Source organism: Bacillus sp. FSL H8-0534 (genome assembly GCF_038005885.1).
GTDB lineage: Bacteria > Bacillota > Bacilli > Bacillales > Bacillaceae_G > Bacillus_A > Bacillus_A pseudomycoides.
On record NZ_JBBOUC010000001.1, the window covers coordinates 4,460,803 to 4,474,781 of the forward strand.

The window sequence follows — 13,979 nt, forward strand, 5'->3', positions numbered from 1 at the left end:
GTGAATAATAAGGAGAAAAGGATGACAGCTTGTCATCCTTTTTTTATACTTACTGTAAATACGTTTATACATATAGGAGCAATGATATGTTTAGAATTGGATATCGTACAGTGAAAACAGCAGTTGGAACAGGTGCGGCAGTTTTTATTGCGCAGCTATTCGGTTTGGAATTTTATAGTTCTGCGGGCATTTTGGTTATTTTGTGTGTGCAAAATACGAAACGAAAATCACTCCAAGCATCTTTGCATCGGTTTTTAGCTTGCTTATTATCGATGGTATTCTCGTTTTGTATTTTTGAAACAATTGGTTATACACCACTTGCTATTAGTTTGTTACTTCTTACTTTTATCCCAACAGCTGTTATGCTTAAAATTCAAGAAGGAATTGTTACAAGTTCAGTTATTGTCATGCATTTGTATTCATTAAAACATATCACATGGTTAGCGATTGGAAATGAAATTGCAATTTTAACAATTGGAATTAGTGTGGCTTTATTGGTAAATATGTATATGCCAAGTGCAGAAAAAAAATTAAAAAGGTATCAGGAAAAAGTAGAATGGAATTTTAAAACGATTTTATTTGAGATGGCTGTATATTTACGAAATCGAGATAGTACATGGGCTGGAAAAGAATTAATTGAAACAGAGGACATTTTAAAGCAAGCAAAAGAGTTATCCTTCAAAAAACTTGAAAATCAATTTATGCGAGAAGATGATTATTATTATCGGTATTTTGATATGCGTATGCAACAATTTGAAATTTTAGAGCGGATTATGCCGCTTGCAGCTTCCTTATCGTGGTCATATGAGCAATCAGATATGATTGCGGAAGTGATTGGAAACGTGGGGAATTCTATTCGTCCTGAAAGCACAGGTCTTATTTCACTTAGACAATTACAAGAAATGCGAGAGATTTTTAGAGAAATGCCACTTCCTAAGACACGTGAAGAATTTGAAATGCGTGCGAAGCTTGTTCAACTTGTTTATGAAATGGAGCAATATTTACTTATTAAAAGTAGGTTTAAAGGGAAGGATAATGTGAAAGAACTTATATAAATCCAAATTAAAAAGCCAACATCAAACCATTCTTTTTAGGTAGGCAAGAGCATCCGGCCATGCATAGAAGCGGTCAGTGCCCTTTTTCGCCCCATGCCGTGTGAAAATAAAAGAGAAAATAAGTGGAGAGTAGTTTTTGTTTTCATAGCCGCAGCTAATATGTCGAAAAATCAAAATGGATTTATATATATAGGGAAGGAATGAATCATGTCGTATTTTCTGTCCTTACTATTATGTTTTTCTCTTTCACCGATATGGCCTCTTGGAGATAATCCGCGTGCTGGAGATCCATTTATTATTGTAAATAAGCAGACGAACAAGCTTGCTTATATTGATGATGGTAAAATACAAAAGGTCTTTCCTGTAGCGACGGGAAAAACAAACGAGTTAACGCCAGAGGGAAGTTTTGATATTGTAATGAAGGCAAAAAATCCTTATTATATTGCGAAGGATATCCCTGGTGGTTCACCAAAAAATCCACTTGGCTCTAGGTGGATGGGGTTTAATGCACGAGATACTGACGGGAGTAAATATGGTATTCACGGTACAAATCAGCCAAGCTCAATTGGAAAATATATTTCACAAGGATGCATTAGAATGAAAAAAAATGATGTGGAATATTTATTTGATCGCATTCCAATTGGAACAAAGGTATGGATTGTAAAATCGAAAAGAACATTTCAGCAGCTTGCAAAAGAAAAAGGAGCTCTGGTTTACGAAAAGGTCAACCGAACAAGTTGGCTTTTTCTTTCCACGAACTTGTCTTGACATGTGTACATATCCATGTATTAATGAGGATATACGAAGATTATTGGAAAAGGAGTTGCTCGTATGTATTTGAATCCAAGGCTTTCTTATATGCAGTTTTTTATTGGCTTTCTATTCATTGTGACTTTCATATTGGCAACTTTTAATGTATGTTCTTTTCTGGTGTCAATTGTGTTCATGGCACTTTTAAATGTAACTTTTGTTATAGGAGCGTTTCAGCAAAAACATTATACCAGCTTTGTTATGGCCCTTGTTATGGCTTTTTCATTTAGTATTGTAGCGCTTGTACTAATAATAAAATAAAATATAAATCATTTATTAAAATGATTGTGATTGAACAGGCTGTTTATTTTCTATCCAGGAGAATAAACAGCCTGTTTGTGCTAAAAAAGGACGACATTATATATCGTCCTCCTTACCAAAACATACTTGCTCCAGTGAGTAATGTTGTTACAAGCATTGAAATTAGCATAACGTATATCATAACTTTTTGTGCTTTCTTATTCATGTTAAACCTCCTTACAATCATTCCAACTCTCCCTCGCTATTTGCGGACAGTAACACTCCCACTTTAAAATTCAGCAAAAGCAAAGAAGTTAGGTGGGAGATGAACTGTCCGTAAAAGCCCAATTGGTGAGGATTAATAATTATTGGGGGAATGGAGACTCCCCAATAATTAAAGTTTCACTTTATTGTATCGAGAAATGGAAATATGGACAAGGGTATAGAGAAGACAAAATTCGAGAAGTGTATCTAAAATATAACAGGAAAATTTGAAATACACAGAGAATATAAACAGCATAGGACACAGTTTTTTCGGTGCCTTTTAAAAAAGTTTTGCAAGCTGAAGAATGGAGATACGATAATGAAAATATATGAAACAGAACGTTTGCAATTAAGAGAAATCGATGAGTCGTATGCAGAGCAAGTTCTTCAATATTACGACAAAAATCGTGAGTTTTTAAAGGCGTGGGAAGAATATCGACCAGATGATTTTTTTACATTGGATTATCAAAGAAAACGGTTGCAAAAAGATGAGAAAGAATTTGTAGAAGGGAAAATTATTCGATTATGGATTTTTAAAAAAGGTGATGATACGAATATTATCGGTTGTATTTCTTTCAATTTAATTGTGCGTGGAATTTATCAGTCCTGTGTTCTTGGTTATAAACTAGATAAAGATGAATTAAACAAAGGTTATACGACAGAAGCGCTTAGAAAAGCAATTGAAGTGGCTTTTCAAGAATTCCAATTACATCGTATAGAAGCCCCGATTATGCCCCGTAACTTAGCATCTATTCAAGTTGTAACGAAGATTGGCTTTCAATATGAAGGGGTGTCCCGGAAGATGTTAATGGTAAATGGGGTTTGGGAAGATCATATGCGGTGGGTCCTTTTAAATGAGTAGAAGAAAGCAGATGGTTATCTAGATGTGTGAACCATCTGTTTTTTTAGCTTGTCTTTCGAAACTTTTGCGAAATTCTGTTATAATTAACGATGTTACATACTTAATGCAATGCAGGAGGCGCATTCTCATGATTAATCAAGAACGTTTAGTAAATGAATTTATGGAACTTGTGCAAGTAGATTCTGAAACAAAATATGAAGCAGAAATTTGCAAAGTGTTAACAGAGAAATTTACTGCTTTAGGTGTTGAAGTATTTGAAGATGACACGATGGGTGTAACTGGACATGGTGCAGGTAACTTAATTTGTACTTTGCCAGCGACGAAAGAAGGAGTAGATACAATTTACTTCACTTCTCATATGGATACAGTAGTTCCTGGTAAAGGAATTAAGCCTTCTATTAAAGATGGTTATATTGTATCAGATGGTACTACAATTTTAGGGTCAGACGATAAAGCTGGATTAGCATCCATGTTTGAAGCAATCCGCGTTTTAAAAGAAGAAAATATTCCTCATGGAAAAATCGAGTTTATTATTACAGTTGGTGAAGAATCAGGTCTTGTTGGGGCGAAAGCATTAGATCGTGAACGTATTACAGCAAAATATGGCTATGCATTAGATAGCAATGGAAAAGTGGGCGAAATCGTAGTTGCAGCGCCAACGCAAGCAAAAGTAAATGCGATTATTCGCGGGAAAACAGCTCACGCCGGTGTAGCACCTGAAAAAGGTGTATCTGCAATTACAATCGCAGCAAAAGCAATTGCAAAAATGCCACTTGGTCGTATTGATTCTGAAACAACTGCAAATATCGGTCGTTTCGAAGGTGGCACACAAACAAACATCGTTTGTGACCATGTGCAAATTTTCGCAGAAGCTCGCTCTTTAGTAGATGAAAAAATGCAAGAGCAAGTTGCAAAAATGAAAGAAGTATTTGAAACAACTGCAAAAGAAATGGGCGGTCAAGCAGATGTTGAAGTAAAAGTTATGTACCCAGGATTTAAATTTGCTGATGGCGATCATGTTGTAGAAGTTGCAAAACGTGCTGCTGAAAAGATTGGTCGTACACCTTCTCTTCACCAAAGTGGTGGCGGAAGTGACGCAAACGTAATTGCAGGGCATGGTATTCCAACAGTAAACTTAGCAGTTGGTTATGAAGAGATTCATACAACAAACGAGAAAATTCCTGTTGAAGAATTAGTAAAAACAGCTGAACTAGTTGTTGCAATTATTGAAGAAATAGCGAAATAATTGTAAGCATACGAAAAAAATGGCGTGTAAACCATCATAGGTTTACACGCCATTTTCATTTGGATTCGATTGCTTTTACAAGGCGAATGAGCCAATATAAAAAAATCCAGGGGAGTATATACGTTGTTGCAACACGTACTAAGTGAGGTAGCAGTGCGAAGGTATTCACATTAATATTAAAAATCGGCAGTAGTAAATAATTAATAGCAATAATTAATATAATAACGAGGAACGTGTAATTGAGTTTACTATGGTTTTTCATACCACCCTCTCCTTTTACATAATTATCCATTTATGATTTCAGTATATCAAAAAATAGTCGGAAAGAACGTGTTTTTGTGATTGAAAAGCTCCACTGTTTTTGAGGAATTTGATATAATAAATTCAGGAACAAACGTTCTTTTTTGGGGGTGAGAAACATGAGAGAAATGTATCCAAAAAACGGTCGTGTCATTCTACATGTTGATATGAATTGTTTTTTCGCGTCAGTTGAAATTGCCCATGATCCATCATTAAAAGGAAAACCATTAGCGGTTGCAGGGAATGAAAAAGAACGAAAAGGGGTTATTGTAACATGTAGTTATGAAGCAAGGGAATACGGAGTACGTACAACAATGCTCCTTTGGGAAGCGAAGCGGTTATGTCCAGAGTTAGTTGTGAAGCACCCGAATTTTAAATTATATCGCGAGGCGTCATTTGAGATGTTTCAAATTCTTTCACGCTTTACTGAAAAGATTCAGCCAGTTTCTATAGATGAAGGTTACTTAGATATAACAGATTGTTATGGATTAGGTTCACCTCTTGAGATTGCTAAGATGATTCAACAAGCATTATTAACAGAATTAGAGTTGCCATGTAGCATTGGAATAGCCCCAAATCTTTTTCTAGCGAAGACTGCGTCAGATATGAAAAAGCCGCTTGGTATTACTGTGTTTCGGAAACGAGATATTCAGGAATTACTTTGGCCACGTCCTGTTGAAGCAATGCATGGAATTGGTGAGAAAACAGCAGAAAAGCTAAAAGAAATCCATATACATACAATTGAACAGTTGGCAAAGGGAGAAGCGCATGTGATTCGTGCAAAAATAGGAAAGCACGGCGTTGATTTACAAAAACGGGCAAAAGGTATGGATGATAGAGAAGTCGATCCAAATCAAATGGGACAACATAAAAGTATCGGAAATTCAACAACATTTTCGAAGGATATGGATGAAGAGAAGGAATTGCTTGATATGTTAGAGCGCTTATCGAAATCAGTTAGCAAAAGGCTACAAAAACGGACTCTTGTCAGCTATAACATTCAAATTATGATGAAATACTATGATCGGCGTACAGTAACGCGGAGTAAACAATTAAAAAATGCAATTTGGGAAGAATGTGATATTTTTCAAGCTGCTTCACGTTTATGGAAGCAACATTGGGATGGCGATCCGATTCGATTGCTTGGTGTCACAGCTACGGAATTAGAATGGAAAACAGAATCAATTAAACAACTGGATTTATTTTCATTTGAAGAAGATGCGAAAGAAGAGCCACTATTAGCTGTAATTGACCAGATTAATGATAAATATGGAACTCCTGTTTTACAAAGAGGGAGTCAGTTATTTCGAAAGCAGGAGAAATCTTTTCGGCAGAAATTGGAAAATAAATTTATGTAAAAAAGTGTCATGGTAATTTAGTACTCATGACACTTTTTATATTTAACTCGCTTCTAAATCTAATGAAGTTTTCCATCCTGTAGTCGTTACTCCAGATTCCAAAAGCATTTGATTTACTACTTTCTCGATTAAGGCTACTTGATTTGTTACCGAGAATTAGGAAATACTCTTCGAACGGTTTCGGTAAATTCTTCAAATAACCCTGTTACTGGTTTGCCTTGGTTAATTTTGTCCGCATAGTCTCTCATTCGATCTACAAAATCAGGATTTGAAGATACAAATACATGACGAATATCTGGGTCGGTAGCTCTAACTTGATCTGCAACTTTCTTTTCTAATTGTTTTGTGATTTGTCCTTTTACATTTTCACGTAAAACAACTGCAACATAGGCATTTCTATTTGTGACGATTACATTTGCCTTGTCTATTTCTTCTAGTTCAACGATTCGATCTGCCGCTTTATTTGCTATATGCAGTCGTGTTTCATTGTTCGTGACACCGTTCGTATTATTTTTTACTCTTTGAAGGTTAGTGTTGTTTCCTTCGTATGTAACATTTCGTACGCCATTGTTTTCGCGATTATCCAATGCTTTCTCCTTTTGCTTTCCTGCACATCCAAGCAATGAAATAATTGCCAAAAAAATGATTGAAAACATCTTTAATTTTTTCAATGATATCTCTCCTTTACAATACTATGTTTTTAAAATGACCAGTTGGCCATTTATTATTCATAGTAAAAAGCGGATGATATTTTGTATATTTTATAAAAACAAAAAAAGCATCGATTTTCGATGCTTTTTTATTTTTATCCCGCTATTTGCGGGCAGTAAGACCCCCATCTCAAATTTCAGTGAAAGCAAAGAAGTTAGATTGGGGATCAACTGTCCGTAAAAGCCCGGTTGGTGAGGGCTAATAATCAGTGGGGGATGAAGCGACACTGATTAAAGTTTCACTTTATAGATTATGAGATGGAAGGATTTTCATAAATCACAATCTCTGAATTGTTTGTTGTTGAAATACGTTGTGCATAATATGTGATAGATGAAGAAATGTATTCAGGTAACGTTCGATTTGTATGCGATGTGGTGTATTCATGAATTAACTCTTTTAAAGTCGTCCATTCTAGTGGTGCTGGGTGATCAGACACGAAAGAACTTACCCAGCGATCAAATGAAGATGAAAAATCAGTTTGTAAACGAAATACTTCTTTCATAGTTAAACGCTCCCTTTATTTGTAATACAATTATTTTACTATAAAACACGAACGATTGCTATTTTTTTATCGTTAACGTTCGTTTAATATAGTTGTCTAGATGAGTAGTTCATAGAAATTCATTTGCCATTTGAAATAACATTCCGTAAGATGAAAGATAGATTCTATAAAGAGCTGGAGGAAAGAAAGTGGAATTTGTATTTTTAGGAACTGGTGCAGGCGTCCCTTCAAAAGGGAGAAATGTTTCGGCAATCGCTTTGCAGTTGTTAGAAGAACGAGGTGAAACGTGGTTATTTGACTGTGGTGAAGCAACACAACATCAAATTTTACATACATCAGTGCGTCCACGTCGCATTGAAAAAATATTTATTACACATTTGCATGGAGATCATATTTTTGGGTTACCTGGTTTATTAGGAAGTCGTTCCTTTCAAGGAGGAACAACTCCATTAACAGTATACGGACCAAAAGGGATTAAGCAATTCATTGAAGTCGCATTATCGGTGAGTACAACACATGTTAAATATCCACTTGAAATTGTAGAAATTACTGAGGAGGGTATTGTTTTTGAAGACAAGCAATTTCATGTAGAAACGAAGAGGTTGTCACATGGAATTGAATGTTTTGGATACCGAATCGTTGAGAAAGACATACAAGGACATCTCCTTGTTGAGAAGCTGCTAGAAGCTGGCGTAAAGCCAGGGCCAATCTTTAAACGTTTAAAAGACGGTGAAGTAGTTGAATTAGAGGATGGAAGGGTTTTACACGGAAAAGACTTTATTGGTCCACCTCAAAAAGGAAGAATCATTACGATTTTAGGGGATACACGTTATTGTGAAGCAAGTAAAATCCTTGCGCAAGATGCAGATATACTTGTACATGAAGCGACATTTGCAGCAGCAGATGAAATCCAGGCACATGATTATTTTCACTCAACAACAGAACAGGCGGCAAGTATTGCATTGCAAGCGAATGTGAAACGGTTAATATTGACTCACATTAGTTCGCGTTATCAAGCGGATACATATAAGGAATTGTTACAAGAAGCTCAGTTGTTGTTTGCAAATACAGAAATAGCTATGGATTTGAAATGTTTTCCAGTAGAACGATAACATTTTACAAACAATGGCAACATAAGTTTGCCATTGTTTTATTTTTTATAAAAAATTTTTTCTCTACAAGATAGTTGAAACTGTTATCATTTGATATCTATATGAACTAATACAGGGATTTTAAGATTTTTAGATGAATATGAGAAAAACACATAACATCGGTCATTTTGAAAAACTGTTATATAGATAGTTTGTCTTATTGTTACTACAAGAGAAGTAAAAAAAAATTAATTCTGAAACTTTGAAATTCAACAAAAGTAAGCGTTTCATAAAAAACAAGCTATAATGAGGGCAAATTACAATTCGTCGGGAGTTACAGCGTGCATTTTAGCCATTTTTCGTAACGAAACGAAATTGACTAAAAGAGAGAGGGCATCATGGAGATTATTAAGGGAACCGTATTATTATTATTTGTACTCAGTCTTTTTTCACTCTTTAGTTTCTTGGAGAATCAGCAGGTAGTCTAGGCGGAGTAGCTGGTGCAACTCTTGTTGCGTTAGCAATGGGGGTATCACCTGTTTATGCTATGCTTGTAGGGGCTTCTGTGTTAAAATTTGGATTGCTACCAGGATTTATTGCTGGTGCGATTGCCGGACTTATGGTTATGTATGGTTTTAATGATCCGATGAAAGTAACGCTATGTTTCTTATGTATTATGGTGTCTGGTATTATTGCAGGATATATTGGCTCACTTCTATTCAAAAACTATCCAATTCGTACAGCGGAGCAAATTCGTGGTACGGGAGGAAAGGCAACAGAATCGGCAGCTTAATAGAATAGTAGTAGCAATTTTTTATAAAAGATTTAGGGGGAATCATGATGAAATATCGCTCAGTATTTGATATTATCGGTCCAGTTATGATTGGGCCGTCCAGTTCACATACAGCAGGTGCAGCAAGAATGGGGCAAGTTGCTCGTCAACTTTTCCGTCATGAACCAAAAAGAGTTACGATTTCGTTATATGGCTCGTTTGCAAAAACATATCGTGGTCATGGAACGGATGTAGCATTGATTGGTGGTATACTAGGATTTGAAACAGATGATACACGTATCCCAAGTGCGCTAGAAATTGCAAAAGAGCGTGGGATTGAAGTGGACTTTATTGAAGAAGAAGCGAATGCACCACATCCGAATACAGCGAGAATTCGTTTGTATAAAGGAGAAGAGGAGATTGAAGTGGTCGCTTGTTCAATTGGTGGTGGAAAGATTGAAGTGGTGGAATTAAATGGGTTTGATTTACAACTATCAGGAACAAGTCCGGCACTTCTTATTGTAAATAATGATCGCTTTGGAGCGATTGCATCTGTAGCTTCTATACTAGCCAAACATGAAATTAATATTAGTACGATGAGTGTCTCACGTAAGGAAAAAGGAAGAAGAGCGCTTATGGTCATTGAAACAGATGAATTGTTGGCAGATGAAGTTATCGAAGAAATTAAAGGACAATCTAATATTTGTCAAGTAACTATTATGGATTAATTGCAGGGGGGACACACCATGTTTCGGAACGCAGCGGAACTAGTGGCGCAAGCTAAAGAACAGAATGTAAAAATTGCAGAAATTATGATTCAATGTGAAATGGAGACAAGAAGTATCTCTCGTGAAGAAGTACTTGCAGGCATGGAGAAAAACTTAGTCGTGATGGAACAAGCGGTAGAGCGTGGTATTAAAGGTGTGAAATCACCGACTGGTTTAACTGGCGGAGATGCGGTGAAAGTACAAGAGTATATGAAGAGCGGAAAAGGTTTATCTGGTCATACGATGTTGGATGCAGTGAGCAAAGCGGTTGCAACAAACGAAGTAAATGCAGCAATGGGAATCATTTGTGCAACACCAACAGCTGGATCAGCTGGGACTGTACCAGGCGTACTATTTGCGCTCAAAGAAAAATTACAGCCAACACGTGAAGAAATGATTGAATTTCTATTTACAGCAGGAGCATTTGGGATGGTTGTTGCCAATAATGCTTGCATTTCAGGTGCAGCTGGAGGTTGTCAAGCTGAGGTTGGTTCAGCAAGTGGAATGGCAGCAGCGGCAGCTGTTGAAATGGCTGGAGGAACACAAGAGCAAGCAGCTACAGCGATGGCGATTGCTTTAAAAAATATGCTAGGGTTAGTATGTGATCCAGTTGCTGGACTTGTAGAAGTACCTTGTGTAAAACGTAATGCAGCAGGTGCATCAAATGCTATGATTGCAGCGGATTTATCACTAGCTGGTGTAACAAGTACAATTCCATGCGATGAAGTTATTGAAGCGATGTTTAGAATTGGGCAAACAATGCCAGTTGCACTTCGTGAGACAGCTGAAGGTGGACTAGCAGCAACACCAACAGGGCGTCGCCTTCAAGAAGAGATTTTTGGAAAGAGTAGCAAATAAGAGAATACAATCGTGATAAAAGAACGGAGCTCAGATCTATTTTCTGAGCTCCGTTTATTATTTTTCGTTTGTTAATTGTTCTAATGTTTTTCCAAGTTCATGTGATCGTTTTGTAGCTTGTGTAATACATGCGACGAGTGCTTGTTGAAAATTAAAACTTTGAAGAACCTCGATCCCAGCTTCTGTCGTTCCACCAGGAGAGGTGATTTCTTTTCGTAAGATAGAAGGGTGCTTAGTATTAGCTTTAAGCATTTCAGCGGCACCGATCATTGTTTGTAAAATAAGTGATTTAGCCACAGACTCTTCTAAGCCGATCTGTTTTGCGGCTTCTTCCATTGCTTCAACTACGTAATACACGTACGCAGGGCCACTCCCAGATAGTGCAGTAACAGCATGCATATGTTCTTCTTCCACCACTGAAACAAGGCCAATTGTTTCAAATAAAGATTTAGCAATGTAAATGTGCTGCTCTGTTGTATGCAAGGATGGAGAAATAGCTGTGGCTGATTTTAAAATAGCGGCTGATGTATTTGGCATTGCTCGGATAATCGGAACATTTTTTTGAAGCAGGCTTGTAATAGAACTTGTAGAAACACCTGCTAATAATGAAATAACGAGTTGATTATTCGTTATATATTTTTTTATAGGTTGAAGTGCTTCTGCGACGTCTTTTGGCTTCATTGCAAGGAAAATAATATCCGCATGAGCAAGTAGTTCTTCTTTGTTATGTGTTCCTTTGACACCGTATTTTGTATGTAATTCCTGTAATCTTGTTTCATTTGAGCGGTTACTTACTGTAATTTGTTCACCCGTTACAACCTTCGCATCTAATAAACCGGCGATGATTGCTTCAGCTATAGATCCGGCACCTAGAAAGGAAATATTTTGAATAGACATGATGAAGCCTCCTTAATTTTTGTAAGAAAAACTTATAAATTTACATACATTCGTTTTATTATAGAAAACACCTTCTTTTTATCTGAAAATAATGACAAATTTTTAAAGAAGTTGTAAACTGAAGAGGGATTCATTTTTGAACCGGAGAGAGACGGGGGGCATAAACATGGTAGCAATTCATCGAATGGAGATTCCTGTTCCATTTGCAGTTGAGACAGTTAATGTGTTTTTAGTAAAGGGAGAATCATTAACATTAATTGATACAGGGACAAATACAAAAGAGGCCAGGGCAGCATTAGAAAAACAATTAAGGACTTTAGGATATAGGATAGAAGACATTGAAACAGTAGTGATTACACACCATCATGCTGATCATTGTGGACTTTTAAATACATTTTCTGAGAAGACAAATATTGTGGGCCATCCTTGGAATGAGCCGTGGATTACGCAGGATTCTCAATTTTTGAAACATTATCAACAATTTTTTAAAGAAGCCGCATTACAGTTCGGAGTTCCAGAAGCATTTTTGAAGAATGAAGCATTACTTACGACGAAAACACTTAAATATTCTTGTAATAGATCGTTAACACATACTGTACGAGAGGGAGACAGTATTGAATCGTTACCGGAGTTTACAGTTATTGAAACACCTGGGCATGCTTCGACTCATATTTCGTTATACAGGGAGCGTGATGGACTATTAATTGGTGGGGATGCTTTAATCAGTCATATTTCCTCCAATCCGATACTAGAACCGCCATATGAAGGACAGACAGAGCGAGCGCAACCTTTACTACAATATAATCAAACATTAAAACGTTTAAGTAACATGAAGATTTCACGCATTTTATCAGGTCATGGAGAAGACATTGTGAATGTGAAAGAGCTGATAGAGGGAAGATTGCAAAAACAAGAAACACGTGCTTTCAAAGTGTTAGAATTATTAAAAGAAAAACCGATGACAGCCTTCGAAGTATGTGTGAAATTATTTCCTGTATTATATAAAGAACAATTGCCACTTACGATTTCGGAAACAGTTGGACAATTGGACTTTTTAGCATATAATCAACAAGTGATGATTGATGAATCGTCGCCACAATTGATTTATTATGCAAAGTAGGTGACAGCGATGACGGGACGTTTACAAGAAAAAGTAATCGTCATTACAGGAGCTTCTAGTGGAATTGGAGAACAAGTTGCGATGCAAGTTGCAGCGCAAGGCGCGATTCCTGTATTAATAGCGCGGACAGAAGAAAAACTACGAGTATTAGCTGGAAAGATTAAAGCGACTTACAATACGCCTTGCTATTATTACGTATTAGATGTAAGTGAAGAAGCAGAGATCGATACTGTTTTTGCAAGAATATTAAAGGATGCAGGGCAGATTGATATATTGGTAAACAATGCTGGTTTTGGTATTTTCAAAACGTTTGAAGAAGCGTCCATGACTGAAGTGAAAGATATGTTTCAGGTCAATGTATTTGGATTAGTAGCTTGTACGAAAGCAGTATTACCTCATATGTTAGAGAGAAATAGTGGACAAATCATTAATATTGCTTCGTTAGCAGGGAAAATTGCAACGCCAAAATCTAGTGCGTATGCAGCAAGCAAACATGCGGTATTAGGATTTACGAATAGCTTACGCATGGAGCTCTCAAATACAAATATTCATGTAACAGCGATTAATCCAGGGCCAATTGACACAAACTTTTTTGATATTGCTGATCAATCAGGTACATATGTAAAAAATATGGGACGTTACATGTTAAAGCCAACATACGTAGCAGAGCAAATTGTAAAAGTGATGCAAACGAAAAAGCGTGAAGTGAATTTGCCAAAATGGATGAGTGTTGGGCCAAAACTTTTTGCGTTATTTCCAGGTTTTTTTGAACGTATAGCAGGTAAATCATTAAGTAAAAAATAGGAGATTTCCATTTGGAAATCTCCTATTTTTTATTTTCCCGTAATATATTCATAAACAATATCCTCAATTGCTTCATATACATCGATATTAGGTTCCGAACCAATGGTTGTTTGGACACTTTGAATTAAAGTTTCCCGATCCTCTTTTGAAATAGGTTTACATTGATATTGCCGAAAACTTTTTATCAACATCTTTTCAATTAATTTTTCATTCATGTTTTTCCCCGCTTGCATGTATAAATGTATTGTTTTTATTGTACTTGAAGTATAGAAAAAATACTAGCGTACATCAAAGGTGTATAAAAATTCATGTATAATTATTG

The 13,979-nt window shown here is 36.3% G+C and carries 18 protein-coding genes and 1 pseudogene; 12 read left to right on the forward strand and 7 right to left on the reverse strand.

Features of this window, described 5'->3' with window-relative positions; translation table 11 throughout:
* Positions 1-86: 86 nt before the first annotated feature.
* The 3 genes from MHH71_RS22765 to MHH71_RS22775 all read left to right on the forward strand — a co-directional run bounded on the left by MHH71_RS22765 (position 87) and on the right by MHH71_RS22775 (position 2,126).
* Positions 87-1,055, forward strand: a complete 969-nt coding sequence (locus MHH71_RS22765; protein WP_018780795.1) for an aromatic acid exporter family protein — start codon at positions 87-89, stop codon at positions 1,053-1,055.
* A 207-nt stretch (positions 1,056-1,262) separates the two neighbouring features.
* Positions 1,263-1,823, forward strand: coding sequence for a L,D-transpeptidase (locus tag MHH71_RS22770; protein ID WP_006095921.1), 561 nt, complete (start codon positions 1,263-1,265; stop codon positions 1,821-1,823).
* A 63-nt stretch (positions 1,824-1,886) separates the two neighbouring features.
* Positions 1,887-2,126: a DUF3894 domain-containing protein gene (locus tag MHH71_RS22775; RefSeq protein ID WP_016116232.1), complete on the forward strand. Its 240-nt coding sequence runs from the start codon at positions 1,887-1,889 to the stop codon at positions 2,124-2,126.
* A gap of 112 nt (positions 2,127-2,238) precedes the next feature.
* Here MHH71_RS22775 and prli42 read toward each other — a convergent pair whose 3' ends face one another.
* Complete coding sequence (gene prli42 / locus MHH71_RS22780) at positions 2,239-2,331, reverse strand: stressosome-associated protein Prli42 (RefSeq protein WP_018780796.1); 93 nt, start codon at positions 2,329-2,331, stop codon at positions 2,239-2,241.
* A gap of 357 nt (positions 2,332-2,688) precedes the next feature.
* Between prli42 and MHH71_RS22785 the strand changes: the two genes are divergently transcribed.
* Positions 2,689-3,231, forward strand: coding sequence for a GNAT family N-acetyltransferase (locus MHH71_RS22785; protein ID WP_003200165.1), 543 nt, complete (start codon positions 2,689-2,691; stop codon positions 3,229-3,231).
* 127 nt (positions 3,232-3,358) lie between these two features.
* The gene (locus MHH71_RS22790; RefSeq protein WP_003200167.1) at positions 3,359-4,477 is read left to right on the forward strand and encodes a tripeptidase T; all 1,119 of its coding nucleotides are present in this window, start codon (positions 3,359-3,361) and stop codon (positions 4,475-4,477) included.
* Between the two features lie 55 nt (positions 4,478-4,532).
* On the opposite strand, the gene MHH71_RS22795 is transcribed toward MHH71_RS22790, so the two are convergent.
* Positions 4,533-4,739, reverse strand: a complete 207-nt coding sequence (locus MHH71_RS22795) for a hypothetical protein (RefSeq protein WP_029426860.1) — start codon at positions 4,737-4,739, stop codon at positions 4,533-4,535.
* Between the two features lie 157 nt (positions 4,740-4,896).
* Between MHH71_RS22795 and MHH71_RS22800 the strand changes: the two genes are divergently transcribed.
* A complete protein-coding gene (locus tag MHH71_RS22800) occupies positions 4,897-6,135 on the forward strand; it encodes a DNA polymerase IV (protein ID WP_018780800.1) in 1,239 nt (412 codons plus the stop codon).
* Positions 6,136-6,177: 42 nt separating this feature from the next.
* Here MHH71_RS22800 and MHH71_RS22805 read toward each other — a convergent pair.
* From MHH71_RS22805 to MHH71_RS22815, 3 genes and pseudogenes are all read right to left on the reverse strand, one after another.
* A pseudogene (locus MHH71_RS22805) lies at positions 6,178-6,282 on the reverse strand (MgtC/SapB family protein); the annotation flags it as partial.
* On the reverse strand, positions 6,282-6,806 hold the full coding sequence (locus tag MHH71_RS22810) for a YhcN/YlaJ family sporulation lipoprotein (RefSeq protein ID WP_018766132.1): 525 nt from the start codon (positions 6,804-6,806) through the stop codon (positions 6,282-6,284). The gene MHH71_RS22810 and the pseudogene MHH71_RS22805, both read right to left, overlap by 1 nt.
* A 290-nt stretch (positions 6,807-7,096) precedes the next feature.
* Entirely contained in the window at positions 7,097-7,348 is a 252-nt protein-coding gene (locus MHH71_RS22815; RefSeq protein WP_003200148.1) for a DUF3932 family protein, read from the reverse strand.
* Between the two features lie 188 nt (positions 7,349-7,536).
* Between MHH71_RS22815 and rnz the strand changes: the two genes are divergently transcribed.
* The 4 genes from rnz (at position 7,537) to sdaAA (ending at position 10,836) form a co-directional block, all read left to right on the forward strand.
* Positions 7,537-8,460, forward strand: coding sequence for a ribonuclease Z (gene rnz, locus MHH71_RS22820; RefSeq protein ID WP_006095918.1), 924 nt, complete (start codon positions 7,537-7,539; stop codon positions 8,458-8,460).
* Between the two features lie 544 nt (positions 8,461-9,004).
* Positions 9,005-9,232 carry a hypothetical protein gene (locus MHH71_RS22825; protein WP_240522731.1) on the forward strand — a complete coding sequence of 76 codons (228 nt, stop codon included), beginning with the start codon at positions 9,005-9,007 and terminating at the stop codon, positions 9,230-9,232.
* Positions 9,233-9,279: 47 nt separating this feature from the next.
* Positions 9,280-9,939, forward strand: coding sequence for an L-serine ammonia-lyase, iron-sulfur-dependent subunit beta (sdaAB, locus tag MHH71_RS22830; RefSeq protein WP_016116224.1), 660 nt, complete (start codon positions 9,280-9,282; stop codon positions 9,937-9,939).
* An 18-nt stretch (positions 9,940-9,957) separates the two neighbouring features.
* Entirely contained in the window at positions 9,958-10,836 is an 879-nt protein-coding gene (gene sdaAA, locus MHH71_RS22835; protein WP_003208393.1) for an L-serine ammonia-lyase, iron-sulfur-dependent, subunit alpha, read from the forward strand.
* 57 nt (positions 10,837-10,893) lie between these two features.
* Here the strand turns inward: sdaAA and proI are convergent, their stop codons facing one another.
* Complete coding sequence (gene proI, locus MHH71_RS22840) at positions 10,894-11,733, reverse strand: pyrroline-5-carboxylate reductase ProI (protein ID WP_006095917.1); 840 nt, start codon at positions 11,731-11,733, stop codon at positions 10,894-10,896.
* Positions 11,734-11,899: 166 nt separating this feature from the next.
* Between proI and MHH71_RS22845 the strand changes: the two genes are divergently transcribed.
* Positions 11,900-12,853 carry an MBL fold metallo-hydrolase gene (locus MHH71_RS22845; protein ID WP_006095916.1) on the forward strand — a complete coding sequence of 318 codons (954 nt, stop codon included), beginning with the start codon at positions 11,900-11,902 and terminating at the stop codon, positions 12,851-12,853.
* Positions 12,854-12,862: 9 nt separating this feature from the next.
* Positions 12,863-13,657, forward strand: coding sequence for an SDR family NAD(P)-dependent oxidoreductase (locus MHH71_RS22850; RefSeq protein ID WP_018780804.1), 795 nt, complete (start codon positions 12,863-12,865; stop codon positions 13,655-13,657).
* A gap of 29 nt (positions 13,658-13,686) precedes the next feature.
* Here MHH71_RS22850 and MHH71_RS22855 read toward each other — a convergent pair whose 3' ends face one another.
* Entirely contained in the window at positions 13,687-13,872 is a 186-nt protein-coding gene (locus MHH71_RS22855) for a YqzH family protein (RefSeq protein ID WP_018766126.1), read from the reverse strand.
* Positions 13,873-13,979 lie beyond the last annotated feature (107 nt).

Coding starts and splice junctions, on each gene's coding strand:
- MHH71_RS22765 (WP_018780795.1), top strand. CDS start 87: ATGTTTAGAATTGGATATCGTACAGTGAAAACAGCAGTTGGAACAGGT.
- MHH71_RS22770 (WP_006095921.1), top strand. CDS start 1,263: ATGTCGTATTTTCTGTCCTTACTATTATGTTTTTCTCTTTCACCGATA.
- MHH71_RS22775 (WP_016116232.1), top strand. CDS start 1,887: ATGTATTTGAATCCAAGGCTTTCTTATATGCAGTTTTTTATTGGCTTT.
- prli42 (WP_018780796.1), bottom strand. CDS start 2,331: ATGAATAAGAAAGCACAAAAAGTTATGATATACGTTATGCTAATTTCA.
- MHH71_RS22785 (WP_003200165.1), top strand. CDS start 2,689: ATGAAAATATATGAAACAGAACGTTTGCAATTAAGAGAAATCGATGAG.
- MHH71_RS22790 (WP_003200167.1), top strand. CDS start 3,359: ATGATTAATCAAGAACGTTTAGTAAATGAATTTATGGAACTTGTGCAA.
- MHH71_RS22795 (WP_029426860.1), bottom strand. CDS start 4,739: ATGAAAAACCATAGTAAACTCAATTACACGTTCCTCGTTATTATATTA.
- MHH71_RS22800 (WP_018780800.1), top strand. CDS start 4,897: ATGAGAGAAATGTATCCAAAAAACGGTCGTGTCATTCTACATGTTGAT.
- MHH71_RS22815 (WP_003200148.1), bottom strand. CDS start 7,348: ATGAAAGAAGTATTTCGTTTACAAACTGATTTTTCATCTTCATTTGAT.
- sdaAB (WP_016116224.1), top strand. CDS start 9,280: ATGAAATATCGCTCAGTATTTGATATTATCGGTCCAGTTATGATTGGG.
- sdaAA (WP_003208393.1), top strand. CDS start 9,958: ATGTTTCGGAACGCAGCGGAACTAGTGGCGCAAGCTAAAGAACAGAAT.
- proI (WP_006095917.1), bottom strand. CDS start 11,733: ATGTCTATTCAAAATATTTCCTTTCTAGGTGCCGGATCTATAGCTGAA.
- MHH71_RS22845 (WP_006095916.1), top strand. CDS start 11,900: ATGGTAGCAATTCATCGAATGGAGATTCCTGTTCCATTTGCAGTTGAG.
- MHH71_RS22850 (WP_018780804.1), top strand. CDS start 12,863: ATGACGGGACGTTTACAAGAAAAAGTAATCGTCATTACAGGAGCTTCT.
- MHH71_RS22855 (WP_018766126.1), bottom strand. CDS start 13,872: ATGAATGAAAAATTAATTGAAAAGATGTTGATAAAAAGTTTTCGGCAA.